Raw genomic sequence first — 21229 nt, 5'->3', positions numbered from 1 at the left:
TTCTATACAGCCAACTGTGAATTTGTTATCTAATGTAGTTAAGACTCACTGACTCAAAGAGTCCTGTGATTATTCACCACCATTTTGTAAACAGTTATTGCCGGGAAAATGGAAAAAGTGCTCTATCTCACTGTCCTGCCATTCGAGAACCTGTGGAAACCGGGCCTCCGGCACAATCCCAACGTCGTATACCTGACCCACCGTCCCTTCAAAACATAAGTAAGTCACCACCTCCCCTGAATCAATATCGATCACCCAGACACCACTGAAGGTTTCATCAAACTCACTCGCTAATGGCGGACTGAGATTCGCTTCCGATGCTCTTACTCTGGATAATCCTACAAACATCAGGCTACCGTGAAATGATATACCTCGCGTAAACCCCTGTAGCTTGGCAAATAACGTTTTTTCCCGCGACTCCGGATCAATACACCAAATGGCCCCATAGCCAGACTCACATACATAGATCTTACCTCTGTAATAACGGGGCGAATGGGGCATCATTAATCCGTCCTGCAATATCTCATCGGTATCAATATCAATCAGGGTTCCAAGTCCTTCCCGGTTTTTTCGCCAGGCGGAGCGGACATCTTCCTGGTTGAAGGTCGTCACATATCTGGGCTTACCATCCCTCATCGCCATACCATTCAAATGGCACCGATCCTCGGGTACCAGTTCACTGATCCATGCAGGCTGCCAACGGGGCACAAAGCTATAGTTGGAATCAATCGTACAAAGACAGGAGAAGGTGGAATTGACGGCCCATAGCCCCTCATCCCCCCAGGCAATATCATGGATATTGATCATTCCAGTCACATGGGAAGCACGAGGCAGATAGCAGGCATCAACGCTTCCACTTGCATCCACTTTTTCGCAAACGGAATCGTCGCGCCGGAAGTCCAGAATCTGAGCCCAGATCCCCAGTGTCAGGCGATGCTTGTCGACGGTCAGTCCCATCGGACGAGGACATCTCATGAAGTGAGTATCCAGTTCCTGATTTTGGCTTCTTACTGTGATCAGTCTATCTGCCTGATAAGACGTTAATATCAAACTAACGTTGAGGTATTCCAGCAGCTCAGGCAACGCAGCATCATAGCTGACAGAGAAATCAAATCCCTCATCAGTCTCTGACTCTTTGCCAGAGTTTTCAGTCGTGTCTTTATCCACTTCAGACATGCTCTCGAACATCCTCCTTAATAACGGTATCTGGCCGCGACAGATTCCGAGGCCTCTTTCGCTTTGTGCTATTTATGTTTCTGACGGTTCCAGGATTCGGCTAAACTCACGGCTCTCCCTGCATTAACGACTCCAAATTCATGCATTCGCCCCGAAAAAGCTGGTAATTCCTGACTGGATTCCCTTAATAAACTGCGTAACTGTTCCACTGTTAACTGCGGCGCAACAGCGTACATCATTGCAATAACGGCAGTGACAACCGGCGCTGCAGAAGATGACCCGCCAATATAACTCACCTTGTCATAGTTTCTTGGATCGATGGTCGGCAGCAGGCTTGGCGCGGCAATATCCACAGTACGACCGAAGTTGGTGATGACCCGGTAATCTGAATCGACTCCTGCAACCGATATCACCTCGTCCATCGATTGCAATGTCATCGGATGATCCACCTGTTCTTGACTGTTTCCGGCGGCAAATACAATGGCTGTTCCTTTACCCGCCCGCCCGAGGCGGCTGATCGCTTGAACCGTCTCGGCAATAGGCTGCAATAACATTGGCATTCCCCAGCTGCAGTTGATTACGTCCGCTTTAGCCAGGTAGGACAAATACATTGCCAGAACAATATTGGAGGTCCAATTATAGAGATTGCGCACGGCAATAAAGTCTGCGCCGGGGACCAATCCACTCAGTTCTTTTTCCTGCCACTGTGCCAGTAATAACCCGGCCACCATCGTCCCATGTTTTTCATGTGCTTCCTGGGGAGCGACATCCTCCAAACGGGTACCTGTATCAATACTAAACTGAAGATGAGCATGCCGAAGAGCCGGATGATTCATATCAAAGGCATCATCAATGACCGCAACCCTGATCCCCTCTCCCTTGATTTTAATATTCTCCAGTTCGATGGACTGTTTCCAGTGCGGCCAGACAGGCTGCGATTCCCTTTTCCCCAAAAAACCAAATCTACTTCGTGAGACCTGCAAAAAGTCCGGTTGCGCGTATAACACCTCTTTATGCTTGAGCAACTCTCTGGAATAAGATAAAGCATTATTCTGGCGCAAATGCAGCAATATGAGGGTGAATTCAGGGAAGCTCGCAAGCACCTCACCGCGTGCCACATTCTCAAGAATATACAGAGAGTTCTGGCTGTCGGGATTGAGTGTCTTGACCAGGACACGATTGGTTACAGCAAGAGTGACACCAGATTCAGTTTTATAATAGGTATAGCCAGAGTTATTGGCACTGGCTTCCATGACAGCTGGTTGCAATTGAACCGCCTGCCCAAAGTTGGTAAATGTCTCACCCATCACCTCACCGGCCCATAAAACCAGGAGACTAATAACGATAGCCGCCACTCTCATGGATATTCGGGACAACGAAGGCCTTTGAATTCACCCATAATGCCAACACACCAGAGCCTGCACACGCGAGCTCTGGTGTGACGAGTCTCCATGTTCAATTACGGCTCGGATATATACCAGTTAAAGCGATACAAAAACTCACGACAGTGTAAGGCTGCTGATTTTGATGCTCATAACTCTGTCCGGCAACGGTTAACATCGATGGACTCATGCTGGTCATCTGGGTTGGATTAGCATTAACAAAACGCAGCCGGTAGCCGGCATTTACATCAACCGCGAGATAGGCGTTATTTTGGGCTACTTCAATATCCCCTTTTGCCGTCAGGCCAGTGACCGTATGGGTATGGGCCGGAATTTCTGACTCCACCAAGGTAACATCCGGGCTCCCTGCCCGCTGCCCTATTGGCCGAGGGGTCAATCCGGGGGCAGTTCCCCAATGCATCGGGGCACGTCCCTGAAGATTGGGCACGCCAAATGAGGTCCTCCCGTCTCCACCATATATAGTGCCAACTAACGAGAACAGCGCGGTGTTTTGAGATATTGCCATTAACTGGCCGCTACAGTAACTCCATTCTGCCGGTGGGAAATTGTTACCGAACATTCGAATTTCAGCAATGAATGGTTCAGACATATCTGACTCCTTAGTTCCTTGAAGGGTATGACCCGGCCAATGAAATAATAAAGCTCACGCATTGATACCCCATCATATTCGAGTGGGACTGCGTACCACCTGCATTCAGCACACTATTTTCATTCATGACCCCGGTAGAAGTACTTGAGGTCATGGTGTATATCGCATCAGGAGATACCAGACTTCCCAGAACCATCCCGGTAGGAGAATCGGAAGAAGCACTGTCTTTACTGGCCTGAAGTGGATGAGAATGCGAAGGTATCTGACTGGTTGTCAGCGTCACCTCTTCCACGCCATATTTATTCCCGACATTCAGCGGCGTAAGTCCAGGACCTGTACCATGATGTACGGGTATTCTTCCCCGCATATCAGGTATGCCAAAGCTGGACCGGCCATCACCGCCGTAGGCTGCCCCAATCAATGAAAAGAGGGCTGAGTTTTGGGTAACGGCAATTAATTGTCCATTACAGAATCCCCAGTGTAATGGAGCAAAGTTACCTCCAAACATTCTGATTTCGCCGATAAAAGATTCCGCCATGATGATCTCCTTAATTCCTGCTGGGGTACACACCTTCAAGTGCGATACAGAATGACATTACCAAAGACGGCTGCCTGTTCTCATGAGCCTGACCTCCCCCGATACTGGACACAATGCTAGGGTTGAGCTGCGCCAGATTGGTGGCACTTCTGTATACCGAAGCCGGCTGATCAGTTTTACCGTCAATACAAGTGGCAAAGTACGCACCTTCATAGCCCGGGTTAAACTCACCATTGTCCAGTGCCGCTGAGACTGTGTGGGTATGGGCGGCCAATTGATTCAGTCTCAGTGTCACTGTTTCAGCCCCTCCCATGTTTCCCCTGGCATACTGATAATTTCCCAGGCTTCCTTGATGTACGGGGGTTCGCCCCCTGAGCTCCGGTATACCGAAGTTCGCACGCCCATCTCCGCCATAGGCTGTACCCACCAATGAATACAGGGCCGTGTTCTGACTAATCGGCAATAACTGACCATCGCACAAAGCCCACTTCAGCGGAGGCCATCCAAAACCAAAGATTTTTATTTCACTTATATACGGTTCAGCCATAGTCCTCTCCTTACTTTTCTCTTGGGGGTTGGTCTGCCCAAATGTATTCAAGTTTCGGAACAGTTGTACCGGGATACAATGAAGGCAGGGACTTCCATCTCAACTCCTAAAAAAACCTGGTCCGTCACAGACTCCCCTTGCCACGGGAGTCACTGTGGCAAACAGAACAGATCTCAGCGCTTGCGGTTCACAATAATTTCGTATTCAGTCGGGCTTTTTGGAGAAAGAAAGAGGTCCTGGGTACCAAAAGCCTCATGAGTGATCGGGTAAGTGCCTTGTGGCAGGTGAAATGACTCATCTCCTTTGAGATAAACATAGAAAGATTCCCATTCATCACCATCAAGGGCACAAGCGCCCACTTTGGAGACGGTAAGTTCGACGTCAGAACCTTCGGGGATTTGCAGTTTGACTTTTTGATCCACGATTTCCGAAAGGAGGCTTTTATTAAAGTTTTCCATAACCCTTCCCTTAATAATCGGCTGTATTCAAGCATTGGGGTATACCAGGAAGATACTTAACAACCAAACTCCACTACCTGGAGTTCCAACACCACCCTTCCTACATCTGGTAACTTTAAAGCTAGTACAGTTTTTATACAGAGCAAATATTTTTGGGCATATTCAACAAATCATTGCCAGGTGATAGACCTTTGAGCATCAAGGCGCGATTTCAGTGGAAAACTGGTAGCCAAAATACTCAATATCCCGTTCAGCAAGTACTCCAATTTTTTCAACCAGCTCAGGGGTATACACCTGCTCGAAGTCATTTGCCGGAACCTGATTTAAAACCGGAAAATCATCCGTTCTGAGGTTAAGCTCTGAAAACAGTTCTGAGATGTCATCCGCATAATGTTCAAACCTTAAAACCCTGGTGGCAACCATCAAACCCGACGGGTAAGTAATGTAGTCCAACTGATTAAAGCGGAAACGATCAGCGGGATGGCAACCGCCGAAATACTCCTCAAAAGAGAAAACAAAATCGTGAAAAGAGTAGAACTCATCCGGCTTTCGAGAATAATGCCGGAGCAATTTGTACCAAGAGTAAATTCTCTCCCAGGGATTACGAACAATGGTCAGGATCTGGAATCCTGCATAGGCATCGAAGAATTCACTACCCTCCGTGTGGACTCCGCTGTGTTGGAAACAGCGTTCCTGGACATCGGGAATACCGGAAATAAATGCTTGCCTCAGGCTGGTCCCCCCCTGTTCTGGGAATATGAATAAACAATATTTTCCTTAATTCACTAATCAGCATTCCCCCTCCCGTGGTTTATTTAGAAAGGTTGCTTAAATCTGATTTTTTACACCACTTACCCGAATGTCAGAACAAACAGCCATTTAAGGTTACGCATACCGCAACCATCACATTAGAAATCCCGGCTGCAGACGCTTAATACCAGGATCTGAGCTATGGTTAATATATTCATATGAATACGGTTGAATTTATTCACGATGACAGGGATGCTTCATATGTCCATATCAGATACCGCCAGCCAGATTACGGGTTTTCTCAACTCCGTCGGCATCAATACCCGATTCTCTCAATTGGAAATCCCAACCTTCCTCCCCGGCCTTTATATTGAACAAGGCAAATTGGTGATTGACGTAGACAGACTCACCTACCCGGGCGACATGCTCCATGAGGCCGGTCATATTGCTGTCACGCCACCAGACAAAAGGCCCTTGCTGACAGGTGATGTACATCGATGCGGACATGGTCCCGCCGAGGAAATGGCGGCGATTGCCTGGTCCTGGGCCGCACTGAAAAACATGGCGCTACCGGCTGACATTCTTTTTCACCCGGAAGGTTACAAAGGAGGCTCACAAAACTACATCGAGGCCTTTGAGAGCCATAACTACTTTGGTTACCCAATGTTGGTTTACTGGGGACTGACCAACAATCCGGATGAGTCTGACGGTTTTCCCAAAATGCTGCAGTGGGTGCGGACCTGACCCTGCATCAATAACACCAGCATCAACAAAACCTGTACCTGTACTAACAGCTAAATAATGATTTTTTGGGAGGGCGGATACCAAACCATAGACTCATAGGGAGGCATTGCGCTCTCAACAACAAATCCCAGGCGAACATAAAGACTCTTCGCTCCGATATTGGATGCCTGTACGGTTAAAGTAAGTGGCGTTCCCACATCCGAGGCGGCCTTTTGTAGTGAGCGGAGCACTTCCTCCCCGTAACCTTTTCCCCTGGCTTCAGGAATAAAGGCGATATCAATCAATCTCACTTCATTCGGCCCGAAATCAATGGTGATCTTGCCAATCCGCTCCTGCTGCTTTTCGATCACAAAATACATCGCATTGGGAAACTGGCTTCCATATCCCTCAGTTTGTGCCCGAAACTGCATCTGAATAATGGAGTCAACAAAGTCCTTTTCTCCATCAATCAGTTTCAGATCTGCTCGGGTAGTATCATGAAGCTGTTCTAAAAAAGGTTGGTCTGTCGGGTTTGAGGGACGAATATTGAGTCCCTGCCCAAGGTCCAATCCGTTCATTGCCATGATTCTCATCACTCCTTTTTTGTTCTCAATGTGAAGCTGCCTCGGGTACCTCTGAGACATTTGATAAACATCTGCGATACAGGGCATTGAGCTGCTCTCGCACAGATTTTTCAACGCCATCTGAAGCGCAATCTGCAGCAGACGCATGATGCTTAGTCACTGCAGAGTAGTTCTTTGAAAGGTCTTTGGCGTCACGTTTCATCATCGCAATGACTGACATCTTTTGTTGTCGGCTGACCCGGCAACCAAAAAACGCCGCAATTTCCAATATGGCATCAAGGTTAAGCTGACGATAGTCCAGCATTAACAAATCTCCCGGTATCACGGCAGAACGATATGACAACATCATTTTCATCAGGGAGATCAAAACCCTTGCCTGATAGTCCGGCAGCGATGACCGAAACTCAACCCCGATCTGCTCTGCCACCCGATACCCCGGCACCATATGAATACCAGCCTGACGGTGGTGGGAAGCGAGGATACATTCGGGAGCCCTTATCTGAAATACCATCCTCGAAGATGGGAAAGCCTGCTTTATCAACGGAAAAAAACAGATATCCCAGGCGTTGAGTTTGACGATGGCATCTGGACCATGACAGGACAACAGAGTCCTGAGCCCTTGGACCTTATCGTCTTCAGAGAGATGTGGATCAAGTAGCAGATCTCGCAAATAGGATGCCTCAGATACGACAGTAAAGTTCCCGGTCGCAGCCATTGCGTTCGCCAACAGGGTTGAACCACAGCGAGACAAATGAAAGATAAATCCTTTTGGTGGTCTCACATCCACTGAGGCGCTTTGTCTCAACAAATAGTCGAGTCTGGTACAGGGCTTCAGCAACGTGGCCAGCAGAGATTGACAGGTCGAATGAAGAATCTGGTCATCATAGAAGGGTGCAAAAGGCAGATCCTCGCCGACAAGTCGCCACTGAACTTTACCGTGCGGAATGGAATAGGCTGCAGGACGCCAGAATTTCAGCAGTGTCGGCAACGGTGGCTCTATTGCCACCCCTTTTTCCTGCTGAATCAACTGCAACAGGGAACTGGAAGAGACACCATCCAGGCCAAACCTATCACTTAGCAGCTCCATCAGCTCATAAGGATTTCTGACCAACCTATAGGTCAGTAAACATTCCGGGGCTGCTACCAGCTTTTCAAGAATATTTCGCACACTGTGGGCGTCATGACAATCCACTACGATACCCCTCGGTCATCCAGCGGCAACATATTAAAGTACTGCACAATTCGAGGAGAATCGGCCGTGTTTGGACTGCCCCCATGAGGGAGAAACCAATGCCAGACAATCAATGACCCTGCCGGCGCAGCGACATGCTTTACCGGCAGGAAAGAAAGATCCTGTTGATTGGGGTCTGTTCCTGGGGGAAGTTCCTGCAACCACTCCGCCAGCCGATGGTGAAATCCCGGAACACATTTGAATGCGCCTTGGTTTTCGGTGACATCGGCAAGATAGAACAGCCCCTGAGTTTGAAACCTTAATGGCTGAGAAAAATTCAAATCCCAGTGCAGCCGCGTTCCGGAAAACCTGTAAGCATCTGATTCCGGCGGATTAAAACCGACGCGATCTGCTGAGTATCTTAGCCTGTCCGTTTGCCATAAATCGAAGAAGACCTGCTGAGCCTTGCGCGATTGTCGGTTGGCTTCCAGAACAGGATTCTGAAACAACTGCACCATCACATTCTGTTGTGAAGGGTGTGCCTGATACCAGGATTTCGGATCATCCGGGCTTTTTTCCAGGTAATCGTAAATCACTTCGACTGATTTCCGGCAATGTTCCTGCTCCAAAACATCCTCGATTACCAGGTAACCGTTATCCTGCCAGAACTTGTATTGCCCCTCACTTAGACAACGCCTCTTCCAGCGCGCAGAGGAACTGCGTGCCCTATTACCTGGCCCATTACCGGAAATCGCTGCATTAATTTCTTTCACTCTACCAGGACTGATTTCACCACCGTTTTTTTCCAGAACCCACTGTTCGAACTGGCTGAATGTGCGCGCCTCCTGAAATATATACTGGATCGATTGTTCAAGCCCCAGATGCAGTAAATCGAGCAACATCAGATCTTTATTCCAGTCATGATCGTTATTACCTGGTTTGAGTCGCCCATCCCGTTGTAACCGCAACCTATGCCACATGCGCTTCAGTTGGCGAATCCCCAGCTGGCCGACCTCAAGATCCGATACAGGTTCCTCCACTCGTTTTTTTCTGACCGGAAATCTGATGTCGTAGCCCGGTGTCACTCCAATGCATTCCCCAAAAACATAGGTCAGAGCAATCCGGTCTCCCGCAAGAAACTTTGTCTCGTCAAAACACATAGGGGTATTCAGGCTACATTGACCATCTCTAAGCCACAGATCCTGATAGATCTGGATTTCAGTACGAAACTTCAGAGAGGTTTGGCCGGTGGGCAAGGTTTCCGGGATGACAATCCGGGCATTCAACAGAGTGCGATTTCCATTAGCGATGGCAATCGCCGCGTCACGATCCAGACTACCTATCAATGCCAGCTTTGTCTCCTCTGGGGGGACCGCCCTCTTGCCCGTTTTGAACTGATTTGATTCAACTGGATTGTACAAGCAGGCATCCATGACCACTCGCTGGGGAATCAAGGTGCTGTGTTCATCCCGAAGATACTGCACAAGATGGCTGAATATCATCACCTGCGGCTCGTTATTCAGCATCCAGTTCATCGTTTCCGACAGAATGATATCGAACTTGCGACCTGATGGTGGAATCCAACAGGTCGCATCCTCCAGTTCTATTGAACGGATATTCGGGCCAATGCCCAAGGTACTCACGACGGCTCTGACCGCCTGGACATTTTCCTCATGTATATCAATCAGTGTTGCCCGGATACGCGAATCTTTGAGGCACGCGAGAAGAGGTAGCAGCAACAGACCGTAGGGACCGGTTCCCGCATAAACGATTTCGACTTGGCCTTTTCGCTCAAGCAGATCCTTTACAGCTCTGGCCACGGCATGAATAAACGAGTGTGTGCGCATCAGTTCGGTCAGGCACTTGGCCGCCTGCACCGGCGACAGAGCCACCCCTGATTTCAAGTTCATTCCTAGAGAGTTTCCCAAATCGTCATGGGCAGATATGCCAGTGATGTCTCCCAGTATGCTGGCCAATGCATCCACATGGGGTTTGGCAAACCCAGCATCAGGAGGGTTCTCTATGAGTGGCTGGGTATGCCGGACAATGGCAGGTTCAGGGAGTTCTGATAATGATGTTGCTTCAATGGCGGACGCAATCGGATTGTCAGATGGCTGATAGGTATTGGTTGTCATGATGATCCCTTCCGCAAAGCGATGACTCCTGAATTTTTTGCTTCAACCAATCATTAGCCACACAATCAATGACCAGATTGATCCGTTCACGACTCCCCTTGTTGAGGACCTGATGAGTCTGATCCACGTTCAGATACCAAAGTTCGCCCTCCTGCATCGGAACAAGTTCATCATTGATCCTAAACTCCAGTAATTCGTTGCTTTCAATAGGGATATGAAGACGAGCTTCGCCGTACTTGGCAGAAAGCCCAAGATCGCGATGCGGTTTGATTTCGGCAGCGGCATGCAAACGCATCAGGCGCATTGATTTAACAGGGCACTGAAGGTAATTCAGTACCCGATGAATTGAAGGGAGTTTCTTCAACAGAGGCAGGTTCACCCACTCATCGCCGGTTTGTATGGCAAATCCCTGCATGATTGGGTGGGAGTTTTCATGCTCAGCCAGACATCGCAGAGGCAGGACATCCCAGCTCCCCTGATAATCTTTCTGATTGACGTGAGGTATCCACTCAGCGTCCTGTAAACTATCAACGTCCTTTTTCAGGTCTTCCAATGGCACCTGAAAGTCCAATCGGGCGAACAACATCCTGTCCCCTCAGAAGCGGTTAACGATGACTGCTTTATATTATTTGTAGTACATTCTGGTCGATTTGCTTCACATTTCGACGACTGAAATCTAATCTTTATTAGAGCCCCTCAAAAAAATTGACTAGGACACTGGCGCCAGTGCGTCAACATACGGGTAAGGAAGTGTGACTTTTACGGCCGTATTCCAAGATGACCTGCATAAAATTTATGAGTTGTCAGTTTCTCCTTGTCATGCTGCTGAATGCGACCATGGCGCTGGGCGCCCCTTCGGACGAGCCTTCACTAATTCCATTTCAAGTGTTCAGCTCTTTTGATACCGATACAGCCCGAGAAGCATTTGTCCGTCTGGAAAAGGCGCTAAGACCACTGGGACTTATGCCAGTATTGAATGTCGCGCCCTATCGCCGAAGTCTGGCCATGGCCAACTCCGAGGGGGATGCTGAACTAATGCGAGTGGCCGAACTGCATTATCTCGCACCAGATCTGACAGATCATTTGATTAGAGTTGGCACGCCCATTGTCCAGGCTCACTTCTATGCCGTTTTTGCGCAGGAGCATCTGATCACCGACGATATCAAATCTCTTCGGGACTATCGTGTCGGTCTACATAAAAGTGTTCTGATATTGGAAAGCCTGTTCCCTGAAGCCAGCATTCATGCCGAACTACCAAGCCTTTATCAACTGCTCAGACACAAATCTCTGGATGTCGCCATCGTCACGGGCTCACCGGAAACCCCAGTCACCAATTACGAGAACTTTGACGAATCGTTCCGGGTCACCGAAATATTCAAGATGCCCCTTTATCTATATATCAATGACCGTCACGAACACCTGCTCAACAAGATTTCCGAAAACTTGTCTAACCTTGAATAAAATCATTCCATTTCTGAAACAATTGCGTGAATCAAAAAGGGGCTCTCCCAACACTGCCTGAGAGTAACGCCCCTATTGCGGTAACAGTTCAGTATGCCGTCACTGATTCACCAGAATTCAAACCTCTTATTGGCTTGTATGATTTTCAAGAATATCCGAATAAATCTCCACCTGATTGGCCAATAAGGCCATAGCAGCCTCAAAATCATGAAGTTGACAGTCTTCCATCACCAGCCGCTGGAAAAGTGTTGCCCGCCCTCGCTCGTTCAGCGATAGAACACTAGTTGCATGGATGGTATCCAGCAATGATTGCTGCATGAGATGCTGATAAACCTGTGTCAGTGCTACTGGAGACAATGGTGCTTCCATCAATTCAACCTGCAGGTAAATATTGCCGGCATTCGAAAAACAGTGCACTTCAATATTGTCGACATAAAGCACATAACAGAGATTGGCATCAGGCTGTATCATCGCCACCTGGTGCTGTTGGCAGAAGCGAAACAACAGGCTTTCAAAAATATTATAGTGTTGCATGATTTTTCCCTTAATCCGTTAATTATCCATCACCGGTTTCTTCATAACATCGTTAGTCAGACTGTAGCACCGATATATTTGTTTATGGCAGCAACCCGGTTGGCAGCACCAAGCTTACGGTAGATGTTATGGACGTGTATTTTTACCGTCCCAAGTGAGCGGCACAACGTGTTTGCAATTTCCGGGTTGGACATACCTGTTACCAGAAGATCGAGCACCTGCTTTTCACGTTTGCTTAAGGTAGACAGGTTAACGCTTTCATCACTGTCCAAGACAATTTCACCACCACAATGATCTGTCAGCCTGTTGATGTATGCAGGATAGCGCCCCTTGTTCTTGGCAGCCTTCAATAGTTGCTTCATTTCAGGAACATCTCTCTTGGTCAGAGAATGAACACTTCCATTCAGGCGACCAACATAGAGCGCATCATGAAATACATGCAGTGCTTTGTCTTCCCGGTTCATTTTTTGGAACGCCAGCGACTGCGAGACCAGGGAGCGAACGAGCAATAAAGTGACACGGTTGTTTTCAGACCATTCCTTAACTTTTGTCGCACACTCCAAGCCTTCCTGGGGACGATCAAGGGCCAGTAGAATGTCACTCCTGACTAATGCTTCATGTTGACTGGCAAAACAGTCTTCATCGTATTTTCCTCCCCATGTCTGAAGCAGGTGCAAGGCCTCCTCTCTACGGCTCTTTGCCAACAACAATGCAGCTTTTAATGCCGGCAGGGAATACAACACCTTTTGGGTAGCCAGCGGTACTTTTTGCATTAAAACTTCTGCCTCTGTCACAACCTCACCGGCGACGTCCCATTCTTCATTCCGAATAGCTAGCTTAATTTGAGCCACCAGCAGATTGAAACGCATATCCACGGGAATACATTCCCCCTGAAGTACAAGAGCATCCTTCAGGCATTGGGATGCTTGGGTGGTTGAACCATTTTCGAGATGGCCAAAGACCGCAGTATAGTTAAGCCATGCAGACAACAGATTAACTTTTCCTGTTGCCAGGATTCGGTCGTGTAAAGAAATGAGTCGGGTATTCCAGGCTTCAACTTCTCCAGTCAAATAGTGAGTCCATCCCAATGACACGATCGCCTGGAGCAGAATACCGGGGTAATCTGGCAGCGCCTCTTCCACAACTTGATTGAAATAGAGCTTTGCCTCATTGAACTGGTTGCCATACAGCATTTTCAATCCAACCTGATAGGCCACCAGTATGGAACCATGATGAGAGGAAAGATGCTTGCCAGAAGTGAGCTCTGAGCCACATTCAGCATCTAAAAGGGGCGCCAAACGTGGCGAATATGACAGGCCAAGAGAGTACAGCGCTTTAGTAGAATCAATCAGAGCAGATATTTCCTGCAATAGTCCGGCTTTTTTAATGTCATCATAGATGTTATCTGGATGATCGACTCTGGCTCCAGAAGACAACAGATCATGAGCCTGATTCAAGTAGCTGATGGCCGTCCCGGGTATATTTTCATACAGTGCTTTTAGTCCCAGCAACATCAATAGAAGAGGCCGCTGCGCCACTATATGACCGGGAATTTTCTCAAACCATTGCCCGATTTCATCCCAATAACCTGTTTCTGCAATGGTGTCATAGAGCTTCTCTATCAGGTGAACCGCTGATAGCCAGTAACTGTTTTCAACACAAAGGGTAACAGCTTCATAGCCACAATTGTGGGATAGAAACCACCTAAATGCCTTCTCAAACGATGTCTGTCCCACATCCGTTTTCTGCCAGTCATCCCGGATTTTAAGGTAATCCCTCAACGGCTGACGTATCCGGTACTCACAGAGCGATCCTGATTCCCGGATGATCAATCCTGTCTGATGAGCCAGTTTATAAAGGCTTGAAGACGATTGACCTGGAAACAGACACAGGGAGACCAGTTCCGGGGAAAATCGACTCACTGTTGCCAGCGGCCGGAGTATATCCAGTACGCAGGGCGATAGAGACTGTAATATCTGACCCTCAATATAATCGGTATACTCAGTGATCGAGAATGCCGCTTCCATCTGAAAGCAATTAAAGCGTTGATGCAGACTTCGATGTACCATGGCACAAAAGAATATCGGCCAGCCTTCCACCTGCTGCCAAATTCCAGTGATATGAGAATTAACGCCTAATACGCCCGGCGATGAGTATTTTATTAAAGAGCCATTGGACTGCATTAACTTCACATAGTCTCTGGCTTCTTCCAGGGAAAAAGCCAGTTCATCGGCTTCCAGGTGCAAGCATCCATCCAGAGGCATGGATGCGAGCAACTGATTCGGCAATCGTTCTCTCGAAATCAGATAAAGATGAATATTGGCCAGCAGAAAACGAAACACACGAGCCAAAGAAGTCAGCACTTCTGCATCCTCCAGAAAATGCAGATCATCCAGTATCAAATTCAACGATTCACTTCGTGAGTCGAACTCCTCCACCACATTAACGAATTGACTAAGCCAGGGCTCACTTCCACTATCCTCAATGTGATATGCCCCCGGCTCCTTATTGGAAGGATCATGGTATCCGGCATTTGCGAAAGCCATCAGCAATCCGTTCCAAAAACGGAATGGTCGGTTATCACTTTGCTCAACGGTAAACCAAACCGAACTCATCTGCTCCTTGCCGGTCCAATCTAACATTAGTGTCGTTTTACCAAATCCAGCCGGTGCAGTAAGACAGTGAAACTGAAAATCACGGGATTTATCCAGCAAGTGGTTCAGCCGGTTTCGCGATACAACTACAGGAGATGATAGGGGAACGGAAAGCTTTCCTTTAAAAAACAGTTCTTTATCCATTTTATAGCCTGCTAATGTCACTCTGATTGTTATCGGTATGATGGTTCTATTATTAATATTGTCGAAGGCAACCTAACCTAATTGGATTAGGGTTTTTGGGATATTTGTCAGCCTTCTTCCCATTTACGACACCTAAACAGGAAAAGTTACAGTCAAGCTCAAATTAATCCGGCAAAAAGAGATGACCCACATATTTAGCGCTCAACAAGGCTGAAGTCCCGCATTATTCACAATCGCATCGCCAGAATCGGCCGATGGATTTATTTTCTTATCCTCCTCCTTAAAAAATACTGATAACGCCCGCTGTCAGTCACACTTGGCAGCGGGCACACCTAAATCAACGTTTGCCTGACACAGTCATGGCTGACGATCATCAGAACTGAAAGAGGATAAACATGGAAAACTTAGGCGGAATTACCTCCCTGGGAGGAGACAAGTTTCAAATAAACAATCAGGTTATGAGCCTGGCTGAACTCATCATGCTGTTAGAGATCGAGCGGGCCAACAACCTCGAAGAGCAACTGGCAAGTGAACTGCAAAGCATGGCGGCGTTGAACAGTCTCTTGAAGGAGGCTAATGCCATGCTATCCATTGCAAGAACCGAAAAAGGGAAACTGGAAGGCAGTGGAAACAGCGACATGCCTCCTGAAATGATTGATTTCATGGAGAAACATGACGTACAGCAAGGCCTTAGCAAATGGGACAAAGACCACAAAGGCGAAAACCACGGACTTCGGCTTGATAATGAGGGTTATGACTTCCGGCACAATACCGAAGAGTGGGAAACGACGATCGAAAACCTGAAAGCCTTTATTGACGGGCTGAACAGTCGTAGTCAGTTGGAGATGATCCGAATCAGCTCACTGATGAAAAAACGAGACGAGTCCCTGACCCTGCCCTCCAGTACCAACAGCAATATTCATCAGACCAATCAGGGTATCATCGGCAAAGTCTAAAGCACCTCATTACAATTTAATTATGCCGGTCAAATATAAAATTATTAATCGGCAACATAAACCGGACACTCCCAGCGCGGAACTACTGGCAGTGTCTGGTATTTCAGAAGTCTCTAAGAGAAACATCAGTGCGACTGCGCCCGGCCTGGTCTCTGGCTAGACCACGTCTTTTCACTTTTCTATTTCTCCACAAACTCCTTCCCAATAAAACCAAGTGCGGCTGATGTCATTCCAGAAAAATCAGCCGGTCGATATATGTCCTCCCCTACGGCTTTCAAAAATACTGCTCATGTCAGCTATCAGGCCTTTCCGATAGCAAACAGTTAACCCGGTATATGCCTGGTCAAGACAGGCTGTGATTCAAAAATCGAATGAGGATAGACATGGAAAATATTGGCGGTATTACCTCCCTGGGCGGAGACAAGTTTCAAATCAACAATCAGGTCATGAGCCTGGCTGAACTGATTATGCTGCTCGAGATCGAACGGGCCAATAACCTTGAACAACAACTGGCAGCTGAACTGCAAAGTATGGCGGCCTTGAACAGTCTTCTGAAAGAAGCCAATGCCTTGCTGTCTATTGCCAGAGTTGAAAAAGGGAAACTGGAAGGCGATGGCGAAAGTCAAATGCCTTCCGAGCTTAAGGAGTTCATGAAAGATCATGATATCCAACAGGGCAAGGGCAAAGGCGATAGCAATAGCGACTTCAAGCAGAGCACCGAAGAGTGGGAAACTACCATCGAGAATCTGAAAGCCTTCATTGACGGCCTGAACAGCCGTAGCCAGTTGGAAATGATCCGTATCAGCTCGCTGATGAAGAAGCGGGATGAATCACTCACCCTGCCTTCCAACACCAACAGCAATATTCACCAGACCAACCAGGGCATTATCGGCAAGTTCTAGGGAATCCACCCTGGCAAGCCTGATCACCGATCGGGCTTCTGTCGATAACCGGTTTTAACGGTCAAGAAAAGAGCATGGTGACATTCAGGAGGACAACATGAATACCTCACCCGAATCATTATCTCTCCAGTTGATTGAGGAAATGGAAAGACTGGAAGCCGCCGTAACGGCTTCCTTTTCAGAAACCGATGCGTTGCTGGCCAGACTGGGCTTATCCAGAGAAACATTGAGCCCTATGCTCAGCGAGAACAGGAAGAGCCTGTCTGAATCAGATCAGATCAAACTCGAGAAACTGGAAAGAGATTGGCGACACAGGCTGGAAATGGAGCTTAACCACAGCGGCTCTCTGCCGGCGAAAAGAAAAAGAACGGGCATCCGTATAGGGCTGTTCAACCGCATTTAATCCTAGGAGGACTCAACCGTGACTCACCAACCAGCGCCAGGCCCACAATCAAATCCCCATTCCATTGGCAATCTGCTCCAACAGGTTCTGGAAAATGGCAGTAGTCTGGCTTCCATCAAAGGGCTAACTCAGCAAGAAATCGAAGCGATCTATACCGTCAGCTACAACCTTTATCAGCAACGCAAGTTCGAGCAGGCCGAAAAGATCTTCGCTTTTCTGTGTCTTTACAGCCATCTCGATGTCCGTTTCTGGATTGGCATCGGCGCCTGCCGTGAAGCCCTCGGAAAATATGCGGAAGCTATTGAGGCTTACTCCTATACAGCCTTGCTTCAGCATGACAATCCCATCCCCCCTTTGCAGGCAGCTATATGCTACCTGGCCCTGAACGATCCAAGACAAGCGGAGAACGGACTGACGGCGGCGATTCACTGGTCACAGGGAAAACCTCAACATCAGGCCACCTTCAACAAAGCACAGGAATTACTCAAGACCATTCAGCATAAGAGCACCAACCCAAGTAGCAGTAATCAATAGATGTAGCAGTACAAACGTAACAGCCCAAAAAATGAAAGGGAGATAACCCATGAATACCATTGGAACCTACCAGCCAGACAGCCTGGCTGGTGAACTATCTATTTTTAACTTACTTCAGGCAGAATTCCAGGGGACAAAATCCTCTTCCCGTTCTGACAATTCCGTAACCCCATTACCTTCAACCGGAAATACCAATACTGGCAGCCACAATGCTCTGGTGACATTGGAGGCACCGGATTCCAGCGTTGACCTGATGCTGATGCTGCAAAGCCTGCAAGTGAAAATGGATGAAGAAGGCATTAAGAAAGGGAAAGAGGATGCCATGATTCTCGCCCAGGACAACAAGGAGCGCCACAAGGAAGTACAAGAAGCAATCCAGAAGTCCGTTGAGGAAATGGAGAAAGCAAAAAAATCCGGCCTGTTCGGGAAAATCTTCGGCTGGATCGCAGCAGCGGCAACCCTTATTGCGGGTGCAGCGATGATTGCAACAGGCGCAGGCGCCATTGCCGGAGGTATCATGATGGCACTTGCCGTCGATCAAATGGTCGGTATGGCTACCGGAAAAAGTGCCGTATCTGAACTGACCAACGCCATCGCCAAAGGGCTGTCGAAAGTCATGGATGAACCGGCAAACACTATTGTTGCGTCAGTCATTGTCACCGCCATCATTATTGTCGGTACGGCCGGCGCCGGTTATATGGCAACAGTTTCGTCTTCCGCAGGCAAGGCTGCTTCCACCGCGACAACAACTTTCGGAAAGATGGCCAACGCCATCAAAGAGTCTCCCACACTTCACCAGGCAAGAAATGCAGCTCTATTCGTCTCAAGTGGATCTCAAGTGGGCGGTGCCACAGCCGGCATGGACGCCGCTGCGCATAAAAAAAAGATGCAGAGGACGCCCGCGCAGAAGAAGCGTTAATACGCAAGGAAATTGTTCAAAACCGGGCCCGTATCGAAGAAGCCATAGAGCATATCAAAACATTGACGCAGAACAGCGAAAGTACGCTAAGTCAAATGGTCAATTACATCAATCAGGAACAGCAGACCAATCAACAGCTAATCAGAGATATGGCCTGATCTGCTCCGAAAGGAATGACTTCAATCACTAAAATTCCAATCACGAAGGAAACCAAATATGAATCCCGTTAACCTCAATGTTGACCCGAATATGATTCGGTCGAATCAAATCCAGTCAGGTTCAGACTCTATTACTCCCACACAGCGACAAACAGACGCCTTCCCTGCATTAACTTCCTCCAGGCAGTCAGGTCCTGACGCTGCATCAGGGAGCAATGTACGGGTTCTGACTCCCCCCTCAGACAATGCAGGCTTCAATGCTCCTGAACTCAGCACTAAGCTGACCGGCACCAACCACGGGGCAGATGTGTTCAAAATCATGGAGGCCATTCACAAGCTGTTCCTTGAAATGCGCCGACAGGCTGCTGAGTCAAAACAGGATGCCTATCTTTCTCAATGGACAGCATTGGAAGCAAAGGCAGAGGAAATCAAAAGCGCCGCGAGGAAAGACCTGGCAGCTTCCATGGTCAACGGTGCAATGGGGGTTGTCGGTGGAGTTATCGGCATGAAAGCCGGGTATAGCGCCATGAAGCAAACCCACAAGGCCATGAATCTTGATGTGACAACGCCCAAACTCGGCCAGACTAAACCGGATACCCTGTTATCTCAAAAGTCGCTTGATCTGGATGCACCTGCTTCGATGAAAAAAACCGGCCAAACCGCAAACGGGTCAACACCGCCAGCCGCTTCGACCTCTGGAAAACCTGTTCCGGAGAAATCCAACACGAACACAGATACCGATGCACCGGACACACAGACGAAACCGGCCTCTGGTACTTCTGCAGAAAACCCACAGACAGCAAACGGCAGCAAGTCGAAAGATCAGGCAGATGCACCAACCAATGGAAACCAGAATATGTCTGCCCAGGAACAACGACAGATGCTTCTGGGTCAGAGCCAGAATTACAGCAATATGGGAATGGTGGTCAGTCAGTTCTTTACCGGAATGGGCACTCTGGTATCCGCGCCGGTTACCTTCACCGCTGAACTTGACCGGGCACAGAGTCAGGAACAGGAAGCTGAGGCAACAAAAGCTCAGGCTGACGTGAAAAGTGAAACAGAGTTTGTTCGTTCGGCCAGCGAGGGAGCCAAAGCCATTCAGGACTTTCTGGATCAATTCATCAACTCCCAAGCCCAGGTGAACAGCAAAATCATGGCCTGACTCTCCGTCAATGCGAGGCCACCAAGCCGGAAAATATTCCGGCTTTTTTCCTCTGCGATGTGTTTCTTCCTCTGTTTATATCCACCGATCTATATCGCTGTACTCTCCGAAGAATAACACTGACAGCAACTTGAACAATCCAAGCGTTAAGGTTGCTTTTCAGATAGGTTTCCCATGTCTAACGTCCCAGGTGGCATTACATTTCAATCGGACCGAAGTCACTATACACAGGTCACACATTCTCAGGCAGCCAACGGTCAGTGGCGTGGCGAGGGAATCAGTCTATCCGGAAACGACAAGTCTCTATTTGCCTCCGCAGCTGAAGAGATGTCTTTCCTGCGTTCAGAAAAAAAAGAGACCGATCTCAACAAGCGCAAAATCAGTGACCGCTCACTCTACAGAACTCAGGCTCTGGAGAAGGCAATAGCCTACCTGGAAAAAACGAAAGACCTGGATAAGGAGAAACAGTTAAAACCGTTCTTTGACCTGTTGCTGAATCAACCGAAAAGCACCCGGAGTCAAATTCGTCAGCTAGTGAGTCACCAGTTCAGTGATATCTCCCAGCAATTCATGGCGCTGGCTTTCGTTCGTGATCAACTTCGCCGCAAACAAAAAGCCGGTGCTTCCAAGGGCATCGACAGTCTCCTGTCAGAGGTGGAGATTGCCCTGGATGAACTCATGGCGGAAAACGGCTCCGCAATTCAGGCCGGTCTGAATGTCGCCGAGGTTGCATCCCTTTATTCCGAGAGCCAGATTGGAACCGTTAATCGCCTGAGAGAACTCTATAGAGATGCTGTATTGGACTATGGGAGCCTCACAGGCACTTTTCAGAAAATCCTGGCCCAGTATGGCCCGGAACGGTTTTCCGATTCGCTTTCATACCTGATATCCGCCCTGGGTGCAGACCTGGCTGCAGAAGGCCCCTCTCTCCCCAAAGAACGCTTAAAGATGATCATAGAAGACCTGTATAAATTACAGGCATTGGAAAGCCTCGATGACGAATGCACAGAATTCCTGCTTCAGTTAGAGAGAATCTACCACTCTCACACAGCTCCCAACAAATATGAGTTGATGGAGCAACTGCTCGTCTTGCTCGAAAAAAAGTGGCTCAGCGTGGACCAACTGAGATCCATCACCAAAGCACTCAAGGTGCCTCTCGATATGGATATCTACTTTTGGCGGGGGTTTAAGGAACTGGCTCGCTTGATTCCGCTCAAGGCGTATAACGATCCTTTTGAGCGGGAAAGACTGATCACCGCCATTCAGGATTGCCTGGATAATGCTATCGAGAAAGAGGAAGAACTCGATTGAATGCTGACCAACAAGCC

At 48.3% G+C, this 21229-nt stretch carries 23 protein-coding genes; 10 read left to right on the top strand and 13 right to left on the bottom strand.

The genetic code is table 11. The features are described from left to right. Positions 1 to 69: 69 nt before the first annotated feature. The 7 genes from F566_RS33460 to F566_RS36960 form a co-directional block, all read right to left on the bottom strand. On the bottom strand, positions 70 to 1176 hold the full coding sequence (locus F566_RS33460; RefSeq protein ID WP_020408660.1) for a TIGR03032 family protein: 1107 nt from the start codon (positions 1174 to 1176) through the stop codon (positions 70 to 72). Positions 1177 to 1244: 68 nt separating this feature from the next. Beyond that, positions 1245 to 2483, bottom strand: a complete 1239-nt coding sequence (locus F566_RS0119250; protein WP_157496913.1) for a S8 family peptidase — start codon at positions 2481 to 2483, stop codon at positions 1245 to 1247. 148 nt (positions 2484 to 2631) lie between these two features. Continuing rightward, positions 2632 to 3168, bottom strand: coding sequence for a phage tail protein (locus tag F566_RS0119245; RefSeq protein ID WP_020408658.1), 537 nt, complete (start codon positions 3166 to 3168; stop codon positions 2632 to 2634). A 10-nt stretch (positions 3169 to 3178) separates the two neighbouring features. Beyond that, the gene (locus F566_RS0119240) at positions 3179 to 3706 is read right to left on the bottom strand and encodes a phage tail protein (RefSeq protein WP_020408657.1); all 528 of its coding nucleotides are present in this window, start codon (positions 3704 to 3706) and stop codon (positions 3179 to 3181) included. A 10-nt stretch (positions 3707 to 3716) separates the two neighbouring features. Further along, on the bottom strand, positions 3717 to 4253 hold the full coding sequence (locus F566_RS0119235) for a phage tail protein (protein ID WP_020408656.1): 537 nt from the start codon (positions 4251 to 4253) through the stop codon (positions 3717 to 3719). 173 nt (positions 4254 to 4426) lie between these two features. After that, positions 4427 to 4711 (bottom strand): DUF6916 family protein, encoded by a 285-nt coding sequence (locus tag F566_RS0119230; protein WP_020408655.1) that lies wholly within the window; start codon positions 4709 to 4711, stop codon positions 4427 to 4429. A 198-nt stretch (positions 4712 to 4909) separates the two neighbouring features. Further along, entirely contained in the window at positions 4910 to 5281 is a 372-nt protein-coding gene (locus F566_RS36960) for a hypothetical protein (protein WP_083921130.1), read from the bottom strand. Positions 5282 to 5722: 441 nt separating this feature from the next. Between F566_RS36960 and F566_RS0119215 the strand changes: the two genes are divergently transcribed. Beyond that, positions 5723 to 6205: a hypothetical protein gene (locus tag F566_RS0119215; RefSeq protein ID WP_020408652.1), complete on the top strand. Its 483-nt coding sequence runs from the start codon at positions 5723 to 5725 to the stop codon at positions 6203 to 6205. 50 nt (positions 6206 to 6255) lie between these two features. Here the strand turns inward: F566_RS0119215 and F566_RS0119210 are convergent, their stop codons facing one another. From F566_RS0119210 to F566_RS0119195, 4 genes are read right to left on the bottom strand one after another with little or no spacing between them, the layout of a single operon-like run. Then, positions 6256 to 6768 carry a GNAT family N-acetyltransferase gene (locus F566_RS0119210; protein ID WP_020408651.1) on the bottom strand — a complete coding sequence of 171 codons (513 nt, stop codon included), beginning with the start codon at positions 6766 to 6768 and terminating at the stop codon, positions 6256 to 6258. Positions 6769 to 6793: 25 nt separating this feature from the next. Then, the gene (locus tag F566_RS0119205; protein WP_020408650.1) at positions 6794 to 7960 is read right to left on the bottom strand and encodes a hypothetical protein; all 1167 of its coding nucleotides are present in this window, start codon (positions 7958 to 7960) and stop codon (positions 6794 to 6796) included. After that, complete coding sequence (locus F566_RS35650; protein WP_020408649.1) at positions 7960 to 10074, bottom strand: phytanoyl-CoA dioxygenase family protein; 2115 nt, start codon at positions 10072 to 10074, stop codon at positions 7960 to 7962. Before F566_RS35650 ends, F566_RS0119205 begins: the two co-directional genes overlap by 1 nt. After that, positions 10046 to 10660: an aspartyl/asparaginyl beta-hydroxylase domain-containing protein gene (locus F566_RS0119195; RefSeq protein WP_020408648.1), complete on the bottom strand. Its 615-nt coding sequence runs from the start codon at positions 10658 to 10660 to the stop codon at positions 10046 to 10048. The genes F566_RS35650 and F566_RS0119195 overlap by 29 nt, the downstream gene beginning before the upstream one ends. Positions 10661 to 10869: 209 nt before the next feature. Between F566_RS0119195 and F566_RS0119190 the strand changes: the two genes are divergently transcribed. Next, complete coding sequence (locus F566_RS0119190; RefSeq protein WP_157496911.1) at positions 10870 to 11535, top strand: hypothetical protein; 666 nt, start codon at positions 10870 to 10872, stop codon at positions 11533 to 11535. A 126-nt stretch (positions 11536 to 11661) separates the two neighbouring features. Here F566_RS0119190 and F566_RS0119185 read toward each other — a convergent pair whose 3' ends face one another. After that, a complete protein-coding gene (locus F566_RS0119185) occupies positions 11662 to 12069 on the bottom strand; it encodes a CesT family type III secretion system chaperone (RefSeq protein ID WP_020408646.1) in 408 nt (135 codons plus the stop codon). Positions 12070 to 12125: 56 nt separating this feature from the next. After that, positions 12126 to 14867, bottom strand: coding sequence for a LuxR C-terminal-related transcriptional regulator (locus F566_RS0119180; RefSeq protein ID WP_020408645.1), 2742 nt, complete (start codon positions 14865 to 14867; stop codon positions 12126 to 12128). Positions 14868 to 15262: 395 nt separating this feature from the next. Here F566_RS0119180 and F566_RS0119175 point away from each other — a divergent pair, with 395 nt between their 5' ends. The 8 genes from F566_RS0119175 (at position 15263) to sctW (ending at position 21212) form a co-directional block, all read left to right on the top strand. Further along, a complete protein-coding gene (locus F566_RS0119175; protein WP_020408644.1) occupies positions 15263 to 15823 on the top strand; it encodes a hypothetical protein in 561 nt (186 codons plus the stop codon). A gap of 383 nt (positions 15824 to 16206) precedes the next feature. Beyond that, a complete protein-coding gene (locus F566_RS0119170; protein ID WP_020408643.1) occupies positions 16207 to 16725 on the top strand; it encodes a hypothetical protein in 519 nt (172 codons plus the stop codon). Between the two features lie 97 nt (positions 16726 to 16822). Next, positions 16823 to 17128 (top strand): hypothetical protein, encoded by a 306-nt coding sequence (locus F566_RS0119165; protein ID WP_020408642.1) that lies wholly within the window; start codon positions 16823 to 16825, stop codon positions 17126 to 17128. Between the two features lie 18 nt (positions 17129 to 17146). Further along, positions 17147 to 17662, top strand: coding sequence for a SycD/LcrH family type III secretion system chaperone (locus tag F566_RS0119160; RefSeq protein ID WP_020408641.1), 516 nt, complete (start codon positions 17147 to 17149; stop codon positions 17660 to 17662). A 49-nt stretch (positions 17663 to 17711) separates the two neighbouring features. Continuing rightward, positions 17712 to 18581: a type III secretion system translocon subunit SseC family protein gene (sctE, locus tag F566_RS35645; RefSeq protein WP_020408640.1), complete on the top strand. Its 870-nt coding sequence runs from the start codon at positions 17712 to 17714 to the stop codon at positions 18579 to 18581. Next, the gene (locus tag F566_RS38370; RefSeq protein WP_169334454.1) at positions 18581 to 18739 is read left to right on the top strand and encodes a hypothetical protein; all 159 of its coding nucleotides are present in this window, start codon (positions 18581 to 18583) and stop codon (positions 18737 to 18739) included. The genes sctE and F566_RS38370 overlap by 1 nt, the downstream gene beginning before the upstream one ends. A gap of 58 nt (positions 18740 to 18797) precedes the next feature. Beyond that, complete coding sequence (locus F566_RS0119150) at positions 18798 to 19901, top strand: hypothetical protein (protein ID WP_020408639.1); 1104 nt, start codon at positions 18798 to 18800, stop codon at positions 19899 to 19901. A 174-nt stretch (positions 19902 to 20075) separates the two neighbouring features. Continuing rightward, a complete protein-coding gene (sctW, locus tag F566_RS0119145; protein ID WP_020408638.1) occupies positions 20076 to 21212 on the top strand; it encodes a type III secretion system gatekeeper subunit SctW in 1137 nt (378 codons plus the stop codon). Positions 21213 to 21229: the final 17 nt, after the last annotated feature.

The sequence above is a fragment of the Hahella ganghwensis DSM 17046 genome, assembly GCF_000376785.1.
Lineage (GTDB): Bacteria > Pseudomonadota > Gammaproteobacteria > Pseudomonadales > Oleiphilaceae > Hahella > Hahella ganghwensis.
Note: the sequence above shows the minus strand (reverse complement) of the source record. Positions and strands in the feature narration are given on the sequence as shown.

Coding starts and splice junctions, on each gene's coding strand:
- F566_RS33460 (WP_020408660.1), bottom strand. CDS start 1,176: ATGTCTGAAGTGGATAAAGACACGACTGAAAACTCTGGCAAAGAGTCA.
- F566_RS0119250 (WP_157496913.1), bottom strand. CDS start 2,483: ATGGGTGAGACATTTACCAACTTTGGGCAGGCGGTTCAATTGCAACCA.
- F566_RS0119245 (WP_020408658.1), bottom strand. CDS start 3,168: ATGTCTGAACCATTCATTGCTGAAATTCGAATGTTCGGTAACAATTTC.
- F566_RS0119240 (WP_020408657.1), bottom strand. CDS start 3,706: ATGGCGGAATCTTTTATCGGCGAAATCAGAATGTTTGGAGGTAACTTT.
- F566_RS0119235 (WP_020408656.1), bottom strand. CDS start 4,253: ATGGCTGAACCGTATATAAGTGAAATAAAAATCTTTGGTTTTGGATGG.
- F566_RS0119230 (WP_020408655.1), bottom strand. CDS start 4,711: ATGGAAAACTTTAATAAAAGCCTCCTTTCGGAAATCGTGGATCAAAAA.
- F566_RS0119215 (WP_020408652.1), top strand. CDS start 5,723: ATGTCCATATCAGATACCGCCAGCCAGATTACGGGTTTTCTCAACTCC.
- F566_RS0119210 (WP_020408651.1), bottom strand. CDS start 6,768: ATGGCAATGAACGGATTGGACCTTGGGCAGGGACTCAATATTCGTCCC.
- F566_RS35650 (WP_020408649.1), bottom strand. CDS start 10,074: ATGACAACCAATACCTATCAGCCATCTGACAATCCGATTGCGTCCGCC.
- F566_RS0119195 (WP_020408648.1), bottom strand. CDS start 10,660: ATGTTGTTCGCCCGATTGGACTTTCAGGTGCCATTGGAAGACCTGAAA.
- F566_RS0119190 (WP_157496911.1), top strand. CDS start 10,870: ATGAGTTGTCAGTTTCTCCTTGTCATGCTGCTGAATGCGACCATGGCG.
- F566_RS0119185 (WP_020408646.1), bottom strand. CDS start 12,069: ATGCAACACTATAATATTTTTGAAAGCCTGTTGTTTCGCTTCTGCCAA.
- F566_RS0119180 (WP_020408645.1), bottom strand. CDS start 14,867: ATGGATAAAGAACTGTTTTTTAAAGGAAAGCTTTCCGTTCCCCTATCA.
- F566_RS0119175 (WP_020408644.1), top strand. CDS start 15,263: ATGGAAAACTTAGGCGGAATTACCTCCCTGGGAGGAGACAAGTTTCAA.
- F566_RS0119170 (WP_020408643.1), top strand. CDS start 16,207: ATGGAAAATATTGGCGGTATTACCTCCCTGGGCGGAGACAAGTTTCAA.
- F566_RS0119165 (WP_020408642.1), top strand. CDS start 16,823: ATGAATACCTCACCCGAATCATTATCTCTCCAGTTGATTGAGGAAATG.
- sctE (WP_020408640.1), top strand. CDS start 17,712: ATGAATACCATTGGAACCTACCAGCCAGACAGCCTGGCTGGTGAACTA.
- F566_RS0119150 (WP_020408639.1), top strand. CDS start 18,798: ATGAATCCCGTTAACCTCAATGTTGACCCGAATATGATTCGGTCGAAT.
- sctW (WP_020408638.1), top strand. CDS start 20,076: ATGTCTAACGTCCCAGGTGGCATTACATTTCAATCGGACCGAAGTCAC.